Here is a 15,107-nt window from a genome sequence, read left to right as displayed (position 1 = left end):
AAAGCCGGAGTGACTCCGGCTTTTTTTGTCTCTTTCGAAATCATTGAATGTCTATTACAACCAATGCTTACGTTTAAAGAAGAAATACGTACCCGCAGCACTGGCGAGCATCATCATGATCGCCATCGGATAACCATATTGCCAGCCTAACTCAGGCATACCATGGAAGTTCATCCCGTAGCTGCTGGCAATCAAGGTGGGCGGCAGAAACACCACAGCGGCAACCGAGAAGATTTTAATGATCTTATTCTGCTGTAAGCCACTGAAACCCATGGCGGCATCGAGCAGGAAGTTTAACTTATCGAAGATAAACTGACTGTGGGGCATTAACGACTCGATATCCGAGAGCATTTCCCGTAAGTCTTTCAAATGTTCATCGGACAATTGGCCACGGTAGTAGCGCTGCATATAACGCAGTGAGCGCTGGGTATCGAGCAAGCTCAATCGAATTTTACCGTTGGAGTCTTCCTGCAAGGTAATAAGCTTGAACACATCATCGAGTTCTTCGCTGTCGAACACTTGCTCACCGACATTTTCGAGCACGGTATACACATCCTCAATCAAGTCAGAGAGGTAATCCACTTTGAGGTTAAACAGCTCGAGGAACAATTCCTGCGGGGTTGAGACTTCGAGTCGCCCTAAACGTAAATAGTTACGCAACAAACGGATAAGGCCGACATCCTCCTCACGTATGGTCAACAGGAAATTCGTCCGCAAGTTGAAGGAAACGTTCACCCCACGTACGTCTTGTCCCACCCGCTGGGGGAATAACGAATTGATATGTAAGCCGTCGCTGTTTTGATAAAAACGCGCCGAGGCCTCAATCTCGTTGATATCCTCTTCGTCGGGCACTTCTTCAACGGAAAAACGACTTAACCATTCTCGCTCTGCATCATCAGGTTTATAGAGATCCAACCATATGGTCGACGCCGGAATACTGTCTTGTGTGTTAATCTCAGTGACCGTCAGTTGACGGTTTTCGTAGACATAGGCAGTAATCATGTGTCCTCCTGAAAAAAACTTAAGCTAAAAAGTCCACTTAAGTGCAGGCTAAAAAATTGTCGCTAGTTTAACGCATAACTTAGTAATGAAAAGGCGGGAGCGATAAATTCATAAAATAAATCTGTGTTAGTCTTCGAGAATTTCCAGCCGCTCCGCATTAGAAAAGCGAATATGTACGCCCTCAACCGTCACCATTTTGGCCTCAGAGATATCCCCTTTACGCGCCTTGTACACGCCGGATAACACCCCTGCAGGGGATACTATCGTCACAGTCACGACTTTATGTTGATCGTACCAATACCACACACTGTAGCTTAAAAGACTCAGCCCCAGCAGTAAAAATGCGCCCCGCATGCCGTAACGGCGCCACAGACTCTGCATCGGCGGAAAATCCACCGAAGTGGCAGACGCCTGCTTAGGACGCCGGTTGGTCAGCAGTAAAATCGCCATAATGATAACGGCTAAGGTGAGCAGCAGTTTTGTTAACAAGGAACACTCCAGAGGGCGGGACTTAGCTGATTATAATCGACATTGAAATGCGAAACTGTCATTAAGATCAAGCTTATGCAACACAATATCACGACTGTATAACCGCATATTTCAATATCAGGCTAACAGCAGAAGATAACAACTTATCACTTAACTGAGAAAATCGAGTCAATTGAAAGTCGAGTCAATACAAAGCGATGACACGCTATGCATCTACACAGCGGCAGATGAGGCGCCCTAGAATGCCTCAAACTGCGCGGCCATACGCCGTATTTGATTTAGCGGCACTCCATGACGATTACGCTCGGCGCACAGTTGTTGATGCGCGCGGTCTAAAGGCTCGCCCACCAGTACGATACGCACTTGATAATCTAAAGCTTTCGCTGCCGCCTCATAGGCCATGTATTCCCAGCGGCAAAGATTAGTGTTGTCACAAATCACAATGGGCTGAGCGCTACTGAGCGCGTGAATAAACGCGGTTAAATTACGTTGATGATATTCGGAGAGTTTTTTGGCATCGAATCGATACTTCTCTCCTTCGTAGAAAAAACTATCGGTCGAAAAAATTCCGCCTTGGCGAACGCGAATCGCCTCTTCTAACGGTAGATTAGCAACAAACTGCTCGACCCAATGGGATTTACCGCTGCCCGGTAATCCCCGCATAATAATCGCCAGTTTTTGCGTCATACGCTCGCTGCTCATTGTTTTAAATCGGCCCAGTTAAATCAGATTAGACTCGGCTAAATCGGAGCCAATCACTTTACCTGCGAGTATGGTATCGACCAATTTAGGCACCAACTCCCCCGCTTTACCAGTTAAATGATATTGGAACTGGCTGTGTCTGTCGGGTGTGACTAAATTAACTTCCACCGTTTGCGCGCCATGATGATTGGCCGTATCGACAAACCCTGCCGCCGGATACACAGTACCCGAGGTGCCAATGGCGATAAACAAATCGCAGTTATCGAGCGCATCGTGAATTCTGTCCATCCCCAGCGGCATTTCACCAAACCACACCACATGGGGGCGTAATCGTTGCGCCGGAATACAGCAGGTACAACAGTTATTGGGGCCGAAGGGTTCTCTTAATAGGAAGGTTTGACGCGAGCGTGGGCAGCGACCTTTAGATAATTCGCCATGCATGTGCAATAAGCGCCGTGAACCAGCCCTTTCATGTAAGTCATCGATGTTTTGAGTCACGACCAATAATTGCCCTGCAAATTCCGCTTCTAGCTTAGCTAACGCCAGATGCGCCGCATTGGGCATCACGGCGCCACTGTGCAATTGCTCCCAACGACTGTTATAAAATCGCTCAACCAGTTCGGTATCGCGGGCATAACCTTCGGGAGTGGCCACGTCTTCAATATGATGCTCTTCCCATAGACCATCTTGATCGCGAAAGGTACGTAATCCCGATTCGGCAGAAATGCCCGCGCCAGTTAACACCACAATATGCTGGTACATACCGCTTCCTTTTATTGTAATTATTCTGTCCATTGTCCCGACATTTGCGCGTCGTGAACATTATTCCTTGGTATAACCTTACAAAAACTATGCTTGAATTGCCGCAATTTATTGCAATTTCGCGCTAAGTGACACAATTTATCTGCATATAGACCCATAAAGCTAGAACAAAGGTTTAAGTTTTTAATTTGACCCCCTATAATGGCATTCACTATCCACGGATGAACCTATTGGTTCTGCAATCAAGAGATTAGCAATGACAGATGGAAATCAAGCGCTCAAAAAAGCCGGTTTGAAAATCACCCTGCCACGAGTCAAGATCCTCGAACTGATGCAAGGACCTGAAAACCAACATATCAGTGCAGAAGACTTATACAAGAAACTGCTCGATTTAGGTGAAGAAATTGGTCTAGCAACAGTTTACCGTGTATTAAACCAGTTTGATGATGCCGGTATCGTATCTCGCCACCACTTCGAAAGTGGCAAGGCGGTATTCGAGTTATCGACTCAACACCACCACGATCACTTAGTGTGCCTTTCTTGCGGCAAAGTGATTGAGTTTTCAGACGAAGTGATTGAACGTCGCCAAGACGAGATCGCCAGCAAGTACAACATTAAACTGACTAACCACAGCTTATATTTGTACGGTCATTGCACTAACGATAAGTGCGATCATAACGACGAGTAAGCAGATTTAGCTCAATCTGGATATCAACCAGACAGGCCTAATAAAAAACCAGCCATCTAGGCTGGTTTTTTATTGAAACACTCAGGCGCTGTTAGAGCACCTTTGCGTACACATTCACTTTATGCCCCATAAACTCGCTCGGTTCACGCCAATGCATGCCTATGCGTTTAGCAACGCCTTCAGAGCCAATGTTACCCTCTAGGATCAAGGCAATGATTTGCGTAATACCAAACTGCGGGAACACGCTAACTGCCGCTTGAGCAGCTTCGGTACCAATCCCCTTGCCCCAATACTCGGGGAAATAGCGATAGCCAATTTCGACTTCGTTATATTCAGGAATAAACTTTGGTCCGCAAAAGCCAATCACTTTATTATCGGCTTTATGCTCCACCGCCCAGCGACCAAATCCACGCTGCTGATAATCCTGTGAAATCACGTTATGGAACAGCTCCCGTGCCTGCTCACGATCGGTAAAAGGCACGGTTGGAATATATTTCAACATCGCTGGGTTACTGTTCATCAAATAGAGGGCATCGATATCCTGCTCGGTAAATGGTCTGAGTATTAAACGCTCTGTTTGTATAATCATTTTGGCTTCCTTCATATTGCCCTCTACACACTAATATCCAGCGCGATTAACGGTGGAAGTCACCGCTACGCTCTGGCTGATAAACGATTTCTTCGATACGCACTTTGACCATTGAGCCACCTGGGCCTGGCCATTCGATTTCATCCCCTTGGGATAAGCCCAATAAGGCACTGCCCACGGGAGCGAGAATAGAAATGGTGCCCTCACCTGCCGCATCCTTGGGATAGACTAACCGTAAGCAGAAGGTATCCTGACTGGATGACACGCTAAATTTCACTTCAGAATTCATCGTCACCACATTACCGGGCATTTGCGCTGCGGGCACAATGTCGGCTCGGTCGAGTTCCGCCTCCAATGCCGCGCGCCCTGGGAAGGCGTTCGCCGGTAATGACTCCAACAGACGCTCGAGTCTTTCTAAATCGATTTCTGAAATAATGATCTTTGGTGTTTTCACAGTCTTTCCCTCGTGTAAATAGATGTCCCTTAGGGTTAAACATCTGTGCTGGCCTATCCTCCCCCAATGGGATAAACCGATATAAAAATACGCTCGCAGCTTAATGCCGCAATCGCGTGGTAATTAAGTACAAGATTTATTGCTGAACAGCCGTGGTGCCATAAGCGCAGGGCTTAGGGTTGTGGCTCTACTAATGCATTCACACGTCAATCAGGTGATGACGCTTGGTAGAGAGGCCCAATCTAACCCTTTGTAAATAAAAATGCTAGCCTGCGCGGTGTGAGCTTTGCCCACTCTCACACTTTACTGCTCGGCACTCGCTAACAGACGCGCAATAAAAAAGGCGCCTTAGGCGCCTTTTCGTGTGTTAACGGTTAGATTACCAACCCGTTTTAGCACGCAGCGCTTTGCCGATATCCGCTAACGAACGGACAGTTGTCACGCCCGCTGCTTCTAATGCAGCAAATTTGTCAGCAGCAGTACCTTTACCGCCAGCGATGATCGCACCCGCGTGACCCATACGCTTACCAGCAGGAGCAGTTACACCCGCGATGTAAGACACAACTGGTTTAGTCACGTTAGCTTTGATGTAAGCCGCCGCTTCTTCTTCAGCAGTACCACCGATTTCACCGATCATCACGATGGCTTCAGTCTGTGGATCGTTTTGGAACATTTCCAATACGTCGATGAAGTTAGTACCTGGGATTGGGTCACCACCAATACCTACGCAAGTAGATTGGCCGAAACCTTCGTCAGTAGTTTGCTTAACCGCTTCATAGGTCAGCGTACCTGAACGAGAAACGATACCCACTTTGCCTTTTAAGTGGATGTGGCCTGGCATAATACCAATCTTACATTCACCTGGAGTGATAACACCTGGGCAGTTAGGACCGATCATGCGAACGCCAGTTTCTTCTAGCTTCACTTTCACTTCCAGCATATCCAGTGTTGGGATACCTTCAGTGATACATACGATCAGCTCGATACCACCGTCGATAGCTTCGAGGATAGCGTCTTTACAGAAAGGAGCAGGAACGTAGATAACAGAAGCAGTTGCACCAGTCGCAGCGACAGCGTCTTTCACAGTGTTGAACACTGGCAGACCTAAGTGCTCAGTACCGCCTTTACCTGGAGATACACCACCCACCATTTGCGTACCGTAATCGATAGCTTGTTGAGAGTGGAAAGTACCTTGACCACCGGTAAAGCCTTGGCAGATTACCTTGGTATCTTTGTTAATTAATACAGACATTATTTGCCCTCCGCAGCTTTAACTACTTGCTCAGCCGCATCAGTCAGACTGTTAGCTGCAATGATATCAAGACCTGATTTAGCTAATACTTCACGGCCTAATTCAGCGTTAGTACCTTCTAAACGCACTACAACTGGAACTTTAACGCCAACTTCTTTAACAGCGCCAATGATACCTTCTGCGATCATGTCACAACGTACGATACCACCGAAGATGTTAACCAGAACGGCTTTAACATTGCTGTCAGACAGAATGATCTTGAATGCTTCAGCAACACGTTCTTTAGTCGCGCCACCACCTACGTCGAGGAAGTTAGCTGGCTTGCCGCCATGCAGGTTAACGATGTCCATAGTACCCATCGCCAGACCAGCACCGTTCACCATACAACCTACGTTTCCGTCCAGCGCAACATAGTTCAGTTCGAACATTGCAGCGTGAGCTTCACGGGCGTCGTCTTGAGATGGATCGTGCATTGCTTTGATTTTTGGTTGACGGAACAGTGCGTTACCATCGATACCAATTTTACCGTCTAAACAGTGCAGGTTACCTTCAGTGGTGATAACCAGTGGGTTGATTTCCAGCAGAGCGAAATCGTGGTCAACGAACATAGTCGCCAGACCCATGAAGATCTTGGTGAATTGCTTCATTTGAGTTGGGTTTAAGCCCAGTTTGAAGCCAAGATCACGTGCTTGGTATGGTTGAGGACCAGTCAATGGATCGATGATCGCTTTGTGAATGAGTTCTGGCGTTTCTTCGGCCACTTTCTCAATCTCAACACCACCTTCAGTTGACGCCATGAACACTACGCGACGGGTAGCGCGGTCAACTACTGCACCTAAGTACAGTTCGTTAGCGATGTCGGTGCAGCTTTCTACTAAAATTTTAGCAACCGGCTGACCTTTCTCATCTGTTTGATAAGTCACCAGATTTTTGCCTAACCAGTGTTCGGCAAAGGCTCTGATTTCTTCTTTATCGCCAGTGACTTTAACGCCACCCGCTTTACCGCGGCCGCCTGCGTGTACTTGACACTTAACAACCCATAAATTTCCGCCAATACGGCCTGCCGCTTCTACAGCTTCTTGGGCTGTATCACATGCAAAACCTTCTGACACTGGTAAACCATATTCGGCAAATAGGGATTTTGCCTGATACTCATGCAAATTCATGATGATCTATCCGTATACTTCTAATCAAATCCAACTGGCCCCACGGGGCCAGTCACGAGGGTATGTCTGACGCTTGTCTTTAACTAACAGGCTAAACTTTATTGTTTAGCGCGTTAGATTATAGGTCAAGTAGCAGACGAGTTGGGTCTTCCAAGAAGTCTTTAATGGCGACTAAGAAGCCAACTGACTCACGGCCATCGACAATACGATGGTCATATGAGAGAGCTAGGTACATCATGGGCAGGATTTCAACCTGACCATTGACTGCCATTGGGCGGTCTTTAATGGCGTGCATGCCTAAAATCGCGCTTTGTGGCAGGTTTAAAATTGGGGTAGACATTAACGAGCCGAATACACCACCGTTAGTCACAGTGAAGTTACCGCCAGTCATATCAGCCACAGTCAGCTTGCCATCACGGCCTTTGATCGCCAGATCGCGTACTGCTTTTTCGATATCAGCCAGGCTCATGGTATCGGTGTCACGCAGTACTGGGGTGACCAGACCACGAGGCGTCGATACTGCGATGCTGACGTCGAAGTAGTTGTGGTAAACGATATCGTCACCATCGATTGACGCGTTCACTTCTGGGAAGCGTTTCAGCGCTTCAGTTACCGCTTTCACGTAGAAAGACATGAAACCTAAACGGATACCGTGGCGCTTTTCAAAGATATCTTGGTATTGCTTGCGGATATCCATGATTGGCTTCATGTTCACTTCGTTGAACGTCGTGAGCATTGCAGTAGAGTTTTTCGCTTCTAATAAACGGTTAGCGATAGTCTTACGTAAACGTGTCATTGGAACACGCTTCTCACTACGACCAGCAGCGAGTGGTTGTACCGCAGGAGCCGCTGGAGCTGCAGCCGCTTTAGGCGCAGACTTGATAAAGGCTTCAACGTCTTCTTTAGTGATACGGCCACCGACACCAGTGCCCTTCACTTTGCTCGCATCAACATTGTGCTCAGCCAGTAAACGACGTACTGATGGGCTTAATGCATCGTTAGACTCTTCAGTCGCAGCAGCGGCAACAGGTGCAGCAGCTTCGGCTTCGGCTTTAGTCACTTCTTGACCAGAAACCGCACCCGCGATGAACTTAGCAATCACTTGCTCGCCCAGAACGGTATCGCCTTCTTGGAACAGGAATTCACCGATGTGACCATCTTCTGGTGCAACCACTTCCAGTACGACTTTGTCAGTTTCAATATCAACCAGATTTTGATCACGAGAAACTTGCTCACCCACTTTTACGTGCCAAGTGGCGATAGTTGCATCGGCAACAGATTCTGGCAGTACGGGTACCTTGATTTCGATACTCATGAAAAACGATCCTTTTTTATAAAATGTCTATTACTACAGTCTTAGCTATTACAGCTTTAGGGCACTGTTCACTAAAGATTCTTGTTGGTGAGCATGCAGCTCAGGGTAACCACAGGCTGGTGCAGCAGATGCTTCACGGCCAGCATAGGTCAGTTTTGCCCCCGCAGGGATAGCAGCCCAGAAGTGATGTTGGCTAGAGTACCAAGCACCCTGGTTTTGCGGCTCTTCCTGACACCATACAAAATCGGTCACATGTTGGTAGTCAGCTAAGGCTGCAACCATTTCTTCATGTGGGAACGGATATAACTGTTCGACACGGATTATTGCGATGTTGTTGATGTTTTCTTTACGGCGTTTTTCCAGTAGCTCGAAGTACACCTTACCGCTACAGAACACGACACGATCGACTTTGCTCGCTTCTAACGTATCGATTTCACCGATCACGTTTTGGAAGGTGCCATTAGCCAATTCTTCCATGCTAGAAACCGCTAATGGGTGACGTAGCAATGACTTAGGTGACATCACCACCAGTGGACGGCGCATTGGGCGCACCACTTGGCGACGCAGCATATGGTAAACCTGTGCTGGCGTTGATGGCACACACACTTGCATGTTGTGGTTAGCACACAGCTGCAAGAAACGCTCTAAACGGGCGCTTGAGTGTTCTGGACCTTGACCTTCGTAACCGTGTGGTAACAGCATGGTCAGACCGCATAGACGGCCCCACTTCTGCTCACCAGACGACAGGAACTGGTCGATAACCACTTGAGCACAGTTTGCGAAGTCACCGAATTGGGCTTCCCAAATCGCTAGGCCACCAGGCTCTGCTGTGGTGTAGCCGTATTCGAAAGCCAGTACTGACGCTTCAGACAATACTGAGTCAGTGATGTCGATTGGACCTTGGTCTTCAGACAGGTTGCGCAGCGGCATATAGGTGGTTGCATCGTTTTGGTTGTGCAGAACCGCGTGACGGTGGAAGAAAGTACCACGGCCAGAGTCTTGACCTGTAATACGAACGCGCTTGTTGTCTTCCAAAATCGTGGCGTAGGCTAAGGTTTCAGCAAAGCCCCAGTCGAGTAACTTCTCGCCTTTTGCCATAGCAACGCGATCGCCGTAAATCTTAGCAACGCGTGAATGCAGTGGGTGGCTCTCTGGCACGTAGCTGAGCTTGTCAGCCAGAGTTTGCAGACGCTCAAGTGGTAGAGATGCTTGATACGCTTCGTCCCACTCACGGCCAATGTAAGGAGTCCAATCCACTGTGTGCAGTGTCATTGGACGCCATTCTTTCACCACACAGTCACCTTGGTCTAAGGCGTCACGGTAGGTGTTGATCATGCTGGTCACTTCATCCGCACCGATGCTGTTTTCGGCGATCAGTTTGTCAGCGTAGATCTTACGTGGCGTTGGGTGTTTCTTGATCTTGGCATACATCAATGGCTGAGTTGCACTTGGCTCGTCAGCTTCGTTGTGGCCATGACGGCGGTAACACACTAAGTCAATCACCACGTCACGTTTAAACTCGTTACGGTAATCAACAGCAAGCTGCGCAACAAAGGCAACGGCTTCTGGATCGTCAGAGTTTACGTGGAAAATCGGTGCCTGAACCATCTTAGCGATGTCAGTACAGTATTCAGTTGAACGCACATCAAAATGGTTTGAGGTGGTAAAACCAACTTGGTTGTTTACCACGATACGGATGCTGCCGCCCACTTTAAAGCCACGGGTTTGAGACATGTTGAATGTCTCTTGCACGATACCTTGACCCGCAATTGCAGAGTCACCGTGGATCGTGATTGGCATCACCTGTAAACCGTCTTTACAACCACGGCGGTCTTGACGAGCACGTACAGAGCCCATGACCACAGGGTTAACGATTTCAAGGTGTGATGGGTTAAAGGCCAGTGCTAAGTGCACGTTGCCACCCGGCGTTTCGAAATCTGAAGAGAAACCTTGGTGGTATTTTACGTCGCCTGAACCGTGGGTATCGGCGTGCTTACCGGCGAACTCGTCAAACAGTTCGGCTGGACGCTTACCTAACACGTTCACCAGTACGTTTAAACGACCACGGTGAGCCATACCAACGACGATTTCTTTCGTGCCCGCTTCACCTGCGCGGTAAATGATTTCGCGCATCATAGGGACTAACGCATCGCCGCCTTCTAACGAGAAGCGTTTTGCACCAGGGAATTTAGCGCCTAAATATTTTTCAATGCCTTCAGCAGCATTTAGGCCTTCGAGAATGCGGGTCTTAACGCTTTTATCGTAGTTAGCTTTACCTAAGGATGGTTCGAGACGTTGTTGGATCCAACGCTTCTCATCGGTATCGGTAATGTGCATGTATTCGGCGCCAATCGAACCACAGTAAGTGGCTTTTAGCGCTTTGACTAAGTCAGCCAGCTTCATGGTTTCGCCGCCGTGGGCGAACGAGCCAGTGTTGAACTCACGTTCCATGTCTTCTTTGGTCAGACCGTGGAATGCGGGATCTAAATCGGCAACAGGTTCACGTTTCCACAATTCTAACGGGTCGAGGTTAGCCCCTTGGTGACCACGGAAACGGTGGGCGTTGATCAGCTGTAGCACTTTAACTTGCTTAGCATCCAACTCAGGATCGGTCACACGAGCTGCGCTCTTATGACGTCCGTCCATCGCTAAACTGCGAAAATAATCACGTACTTTGGAGTGAGCCGCTTCAGGCGCGTCTTTAGAAGCACCGTTCACCGGAGGGAGATTATCAAATACCGCACGCCAATCGTCAGAGACTGACTGTGGGTCTTCTTGATAGGCTTCATACATCTCTTCTACGTAGGTCGAATTTGCACCACTTAAGTGAGATGATTCGAGCCAGGCTTTCATGATGCCTTGGTGCATTGCTATTCCTTTCAAACTTTATACACGTGCTTAGCCATAGTTTTTATATGCAATCTCAAGCAATTACCTTCGATGCATAAATTTTGCCGCCCCTAGATATCCAGATTTCACGGCGCGTTGTCTTCCATTACATACACAAAAGAGCCACCTTCTATACCCAGAAAGTGACTCTTCGAGAGCTATATTATTATTGATTTAAGCTCGGGTTCTCGCATTACACAGCTCGCTTAAGCAGCATTGACTTAATGTGACCAATTGCTTTAGTCGGATTAAGTCCTTTTGGACAGACGTCAACGCAGTTCATGATGCCATGGCAACGGAACACGCTGTAGGCGTCGTCCAGCTCAGAAAGACGTTCTTCTGTCGCTGTATCGCGGCTGTCGATCAAGAAACGGTAAGCGTGTAGCAGACCGCTAGGACCGATAAACTTATCAGGATTCCACCAGAACGATGGGCAAGCCGTAGAACAACATGCACACATGATACATTCGTACAGACCATCTAAATGCGCACGCTGTTCAGGCGACTGTAAATGTTCACGGGCAGGCATCTTCTCATCGTTGATGAGGAACGGCTTGATCTTCTCGTACTGCTTGTAGAACTGAGTTAAATCAACCACTAAGTCACGTACGACTGGCATACCTGGCAGTGGACGAATTTCCAACTTCTTACCTTTGAAGGTAGAGATTGGTGTAATACAAGCCAGACCGTTTTTACCGTTCATGTTCACACCGTCACTACCGCAAACACCTTCACGGCATGAGCGACGGAACGCTAACGTTGGGTCCTGTTCTTTCAACTTGATCAGTGCATCAAGCACCATCATGTCAGAGCCTTCAGCCACTTCCAGGCTGTAATCCTGCATGTAAGGTTTTGTATCTACATCAGGATTGTAACGATAAACTGCAAATTCCAATTTCATCTTTGCAACTCCTAGTAGGTACGTTTCTTCGGCGGGAATGCTTCACGTAACTTAGGCGCCATATTCACAGCACGACGATCCATGGTTTCAGTCACAGGGTCAAACAGGGTGTGACATAACCAGTTATCATCATCACGCTCTAAATAGTCTTCACGTGAGTGAGCGCCACGGCTCTCTGTACGGAAGTTAGCGGCATAAGCAGTGGCAATTGCCGTCGCCATCAGGTTGTCTAACTCTAAACATTCAATACGTTGAGTGTTGAATTCACGAGAGTTATCAGACAACTTGGCATTTTCTAAACGCTTACGGATAGCTTTTAACTGCTCTAAACCTTCTGCCATTGCATCGCCACGGCGGAATACAGAGAAGTTTAATTGCATGCAAAGTTGTAAATCTTTACGGATTTGCGCTGGATCTTCGCCAGACTTGTTGCTTTCCCAGCGGTTTAAGCGTGCTAAAGTCGCTTGAATTTCCGCATCGGTCGCATCTTTTGGATCCGCAGTCTCATCGAGTGCTTTACCTAAGTGTTGACCCGCAGCGCGGCCAAAGACCACTAAGTCGAGCAGAGAGTTACCGCCTAAGCGGTTAGCACCGTGTACAGACACACAGGCAATCTCACCTACTGCGAATAAACCAACCACATCTTGCTCGCTGCCGTCGTCATTCTTACGAATAACTTGACCGCTCACCTTCGTTGGCAGACCACCCATCATATAGTGACAGGTTGGCAGTACTGGGATTGGACCATCGGCCGGGTCGATATGCGCGAAGGTACGAGAAAGTTCACACACGCCTGGTAGACGGGCTTCTAAGGTCTCTTTACCTAAGTGATCGAGTTTCAGTAAGCAGTGTGGGCCTAATGGACCATCTAAACCACGGCCTTCACGGATTTCAGTCATCATAGAACGTGCTACCACGTCACGAGATGCTAAGTCCTTCGCGTTTGGTGCATAACGCTCCATGAAACGCTCGCCGTCTTTGTTCAGCAGGTAACCGCCTTCACCACGACAACCTTCAGTCACAAGTACACCCGCGCCAGCGATACCGGTTGGGTGGAATTGCCACATTTCCATATCTTGCATCTGAACGCCTGCACGCATCGCCATACCAACACCGTCACCGGTATTGATGTGTGCGTTTGTGGTAGATGCGTAGATACGACCTGCCCCGCCAGTAGCAAGTACAGTGGCCTTGGCTTTGAAGTAAACGATTTCACCGGTTTCGATTTCAATCGCAGTACAACCTACGATGGCACCGTCTTGGTTTTTCACTAAATCGAGGGCATACCACTCAGAAAACACTTGAGTTTTGTGTTTAACGTTCTGTTGGTATAAGCAGTGAAGCAGTGCGTGACCAGTACGGTCTGCCGCAGCAGCGGTACGCGCCGCTTGTTCACCACCGAAGTTTTTAGATTGACCACCGAAAGGACGTTGGTAAATCTTACCGTTATCGAAACGAGAGAAAGGTAAACCCATGTGCTCAAGTTCAATAATGGCTTCTGGACCGGTTTGACACATGAATTCGATAGCGTCTTGGTCACCGATAAAGTCGGAACCTTTTACGGTATCGTACATGTGTTGTTCCCAATGGTCTTCATGGGCGTTACCTAACGCAACGGTGATACCACCCTGCGCAGATACAGTATGAGAACGGGTTGGGAATACTTTAGATAAAAGCGCACAGCTCTTACCTTCTTTAGAAATCTGTAATGCTGCGCGCATACCGGCACCGCCGGCACCAATCACTACAGCATCAAACTCACGTACTGGAATACTCACTTAGACACCCCACACAATAACAATGCCGGCCGCCAGATAACAAAAGACGGTGACGACGAAGGTGAACTGTAAAACACCACGTAACGCAGTGCACTTGACGTAATCCGTCAATACTTGCCATACACCAATCCAGGCGTGAACAAGCAGTGCAACCAGCGCAAGCAGGGTAAACACTTTCATTGGCAGAGCGCTAAACAGGCCGTGCCAAACGTCATAGGTGAGAGGGGAACTACATGCAATAAAGCCAACCATGAAAATGGTGTAACAGGCGAGGATTACTGCACTAGCGCGTAGTAGAATAAAGTCATGAACACCACTGCGTCCAAAACTTGCTGCATTGGTTACCATACCCATAACCCCGCTAAAATTGAAAAGGCTACCGTCAGTACAAATACAGCTTTCGCTGAGGCGGTGCCCGAAGCCAACTCTTCCCAACGACCGGTATCCATTACTAAGTGGCGTAGGCCACCGAATAAGTGATATGCCAGTGCAGTCAAAATGCCCCACATGATGAACTTCACGACGAAGTTATCAAACAGAGATTGTACGCCTGCGAAACTTTCAGCGGAGGCTAAAGATGAATTTAGCAACCAAATAAGAATGCCAACAGCGAACAGCATGATGACACCGGATACACGGTGAAGAATTGACACAATCGCTGTTGCAGGAAAGCGAATGGTCTGCAGATCTAAATGGACAGGTCTTTGCTTTTTCACGTTCTGCTCACTCAGCTCCATTGAGCATTTTTTTTGTTATGTGAACCGCTTTTGTACAAACTTTAAACCGAGGGGTAAATCAGGGCAAAAGTAAACACAAAAGCAAAGTTTAAACAAACAGATAACTATTTGAACACTCACTTATTTAACATGTAAACAAAGGGTGTTTTAACATCATCGTTTGCAGCCCTTATTAGGCGGAGGCAAGTATACTCGCGCGAAATGTCAAATACAAACATCACAGAATGCAAATTTTGTTTTTTTAAGGATATTTTCACCTAAGTGCCAGCTGCACCAAGGAAAGTAAAGAGATTTATACCATGGTCTAACAAATTTAAACGCTTATTTAAATTGAAATGTGATCTAGAATGGCTGTAAAGTAATGGCGGTTTGACATGCCGCAC

The 15,107-nt window shown here is 47.7% G+C and carries 15 protein-coding genes; 1 reads left to right on the top strand and 14 read right to left on the bottom strand.

Annotation, left to right across the window (positions count from 1 at the left end; genetic code table 11):
- Positions 1–54: 54 nt before the first annotated feature.
- From corA to cobB, 4 genes are all read right to left on the bottom strand, one after another.
- Entirely contained in the window at positions 55–1,002 is a 948-nt protein-coding gene (corA, locus tag K0H59_RS08980; RefSeq protein WP_011716742.1) for a magnesium/cobalt transporter CorA, read from the bottom strand.
- A gap of 126 nt (positions 1,003–1,128) precedes the next feature.
- A complete protein-coding gene (locus K0H59_RS08975) occupies positions 1,129–1,491 on the bottom strand; it encodes a hypothetical protein (protein WP_220055287.1) in 363 nt (120 codons plus the stop codon).
- A 237-nt stretch (positions 1,492–1,728) separates the two neighbouring features.
- Positions 1,729–2,178: an ATP-binding protein gene (locus K0H59_RS08970; protein WP_220055286.1), complete on the bottom strand. Its 450-nt coding sequence runs from the start codon at positions 2,176–2,178 to the stop codon at positions 1,729–1,731.
- Positions 2,179–2,211: 33 nt separating this feature from the next.
- Positions 2,212–2,955: a Sir2 family NAD+-dependent deacetylase gene (gene cobB, locus K0H59_RS08965; protein WP_220055285.1), complete on the bottom strand. Its 744-nt coding sequence runs from the start codon at positions 2,953–2,955 to the stop codon at positions 2,212–2,214.
- A 256-nt stretch (positions 2,956–3,211) separates the two neighbouring features.
- Between cobB and fur the strand changes: the two genes are divergently transcribed.
- A complete protein-coding gene (fur, locus tag K0H59_RS08960; RefSeq protein ID WP_011716738.1) occupies positions 3,212–3,643 on the top strand; it encodes a ferric iron uptake transcriptional regulator in 432 nt (143 codons plus the stop codon).
- A gap of 91 nt (positions 3,644–3,734) precedes the next feature.
- Here the strand turns inward: fur and K0H59_RS08955 are convergent, their stop codons facing one another.
- The 10 genes from K0H59_RS08955 to sdhC form a co-directional block, all read right to left on the bottom strand.
- A complete protein-coding gene (locus K0H59_RS08955; RefSeq protein ID WP_220055284.1) occupies positions 3,735–4,232 on the bottom strand; it encodes a GNAT family N-acetyltransferase in 498 nt (165 codons plus the stop codon).
- Positions 4,233–4,278: 46 nt separating this feature from the next.
- Complete coding sequence (gene rnk / locus K0H59_RS08950) at positions 4,279–4,686, bottom strand: nucleoside diphosphate kinase regulator (RefSeq protein ID WP_086904046.1); 408 nt, start codon at positions 4,684–4,686, stop codon at positions 4,279–4,281.
- Positions 4,687–5,065: 379 nt separating this feature from the next.
- Positions 5,066–5,938 carry a succinate--CoA ligase subunit alpha gene (sucD, locus tag K0H59_RS08945; protein WP_011622417.1) on the bottom strand — a complete coding sequence of 291 codons (873 nt, stop codon included), beginning with the start codon at positions 5,936–5,938 and terminating at the stop codon, positions 5,066–5,068.
- Positions 5,938–7,104, bottom strand: coding sequence for an ADP-forming succinate--CoA ligase subunit beta (sucC, locus tag K0H59_RS08940; protein WP_011622416.1), 1,167 nt, complete (start codon positions 7,102–7,104; stop codon positions 5,938–5,940). The genes sucD and sucC overlap by 1 nt, the downstream gene beginning before the upstream one ends.
- Before the next feature lie 118 nt (positions 7,105–7,222).
- On the bottom strand, positions 7,223–8,419 hold the full coding sequence (gene odhB, locus K0H59_RS08935; protein ID WP_011622415.1) for a 2-oxoglutarate dehydrogenase complex dihydrolipoyllysine-residue succinyltransferase: 1,197 nt from the start codon (positions 8,417–8,419) through the stop codon (positions 7,223–7,225).
- 48 nt (positions 8,420–8,467) lie between these two features.
- On the bottom strand, positions 8,468–11,287 hold the full coding sequence (gene sucA, locus K0H59_RS08930; RefSeq protein ID WP_088211368.1) for a 2-oxoglutarate dehydrogenase E1 component: 2,820 nt from the start codon (positions 11,285–11,287) through the stop codon (positions 8,468–8,470).
- A gap of 214 nt (positions 11,288–11,501) precedes the next feature.
- Entirely contained in the window at positions 11,502–12,209 is a 708-nt protein-coding gene (locus K0H59_RS08925) for a succinate dehydrogenase iron-sulfur subunit (protein ID WP_011622413.1), read from the bottom strand.
- Positions 12,210–12,220: 11 nt separating this feature from the next.
- Positions 12,221–13,987, bottom strand: coding sequence for a succinate dehydrogenase flavoprotein subunit (gene sdhA / locus K0H59_RS08920; RefSeq protein ID WP_011622412.1), 1,767 nt, complete (start codon positions 13,985–13,987; stop codon positions 12,221–12,223).
- Positions 13,988–14,335 carry a succinate dehydrogenase, hydrophobic membrane anchor protein gene (gene sdhD / locus K0H59_RS08915; RefSeq protein ID WP_086904060.1) on the bottom strand — a complete coding sequence of 116 codons (348 nt, stop codon included), beginning with the start codon at positions 14,333–14,335 and terminating at the stop codon, positions 13,988–13,990. It lies immediately after the preceding gene.
- Positions 14,329–14,724: a succinate dehydrogenase cytochrome b556 subunit gene (sdhC, locus tag K0H59_RS08910; RefSeq protein WP_011622410.1), complete on the bottom strand. Its 396-nt coding sequence runs from the start codon at positions 14,722–14,724 to the stop codon at positions 14,329–14,331. The genes sdhD and sdhC overlap by 7 nt, the downstream gene beginning before the upstream one ends.
- Between the last annotated feature and the right edge of the window lie 383 nt (positions 14,725–15,107).

The organism is Shewanella sp. FJAT-51649, assembly GCF_019457435.1.
Lineage (GTDB): Bacteria > Pseudomonadota > Gammaproteobacteria > Enterobacterales > Shewanellaceae > Shewanella > Shewanella mangrovisoli.
This window is presented reverse-complemented; position numbering and strand designations above follow the sequence as displayed.

Coding starts and splice junctions, on each gene's coding strand:
- corA (WP_011716742.1), bottom strand. CDS start 1,002: ATGATTACTGCCTATGTCTACGAAAACCGTCAACTGACGGTCACTGAG.
- K0H59_RS08970 (WP_220055286.1), bottom strand. CDS start 2,178: ATGACGCAAAAACTGGCGATTATTATGCGGGGATTACCGGGCAGCGGT.
- cobB (WP_220055285.1), bottom strand. CDS start 2,955: ATGTACCAGCATATTGTGGTGTTAACTGGCGCGGGCATTTCTGCCGAA.
- fur (WP_011716738.1), top strand. CDS start 3,212: ATGACAGATGGAAATCAAGCGCTCAAAAAAGCCGGTTTGAAAATCACC.
- K0H59_RS08955 (WP_220055284.1), bottom strand. CDS start 4,232: ATGATTATACAAACAGAGCGTTTAATACTCAGACCATTTACCGAGCAG.
- sucD (WP_011622417.1), bottom strand. CDS start 5,938: ATGTCTGTATTAATTAACAAAGATACCAAGGTAATCTGCCAAGGCTTT.
- sucC (WP_011622416.1), bottom strand. CDS start 7,104: ATGAATTTGCATGAGTATCAGGCAAAATCCCTATTTGCCGAATATGGT.
- odhB (WP_011622415.1), bottom strand. CDS start 8,419: ATGAGTATCGAAATCAAGGTACCCGTACTGCCAGAATCTGTTGCCGAT.
- sucA (WP_088211368.1), bottom strand. CDS start 11,287: ATGCACCAAGGCATCATGAAAGCCTGGCTCGAATCATCTCACTTAAGT.
- K0H59_RS08925 (WP_011622413.1), bottom strand. CDS start 12,209: ATGAAATTGGAATTTGCAGTTTATCGTTACAATCCTGATGTAGATACA.
- sdhD (WP_086904060.1), bottom strand. CDS start 14,335: ATGGTAACCAATGCAGCAAGTTTTGGACGCAGTGGTGTTCATGACTTT.
- sdhC (WP_011622410.1), bottom strand. CDS start 14,724: ATGGAGCTGAGTGAGCAGAACGTGAAAAAGCAAAGACCTGTCCATTTA.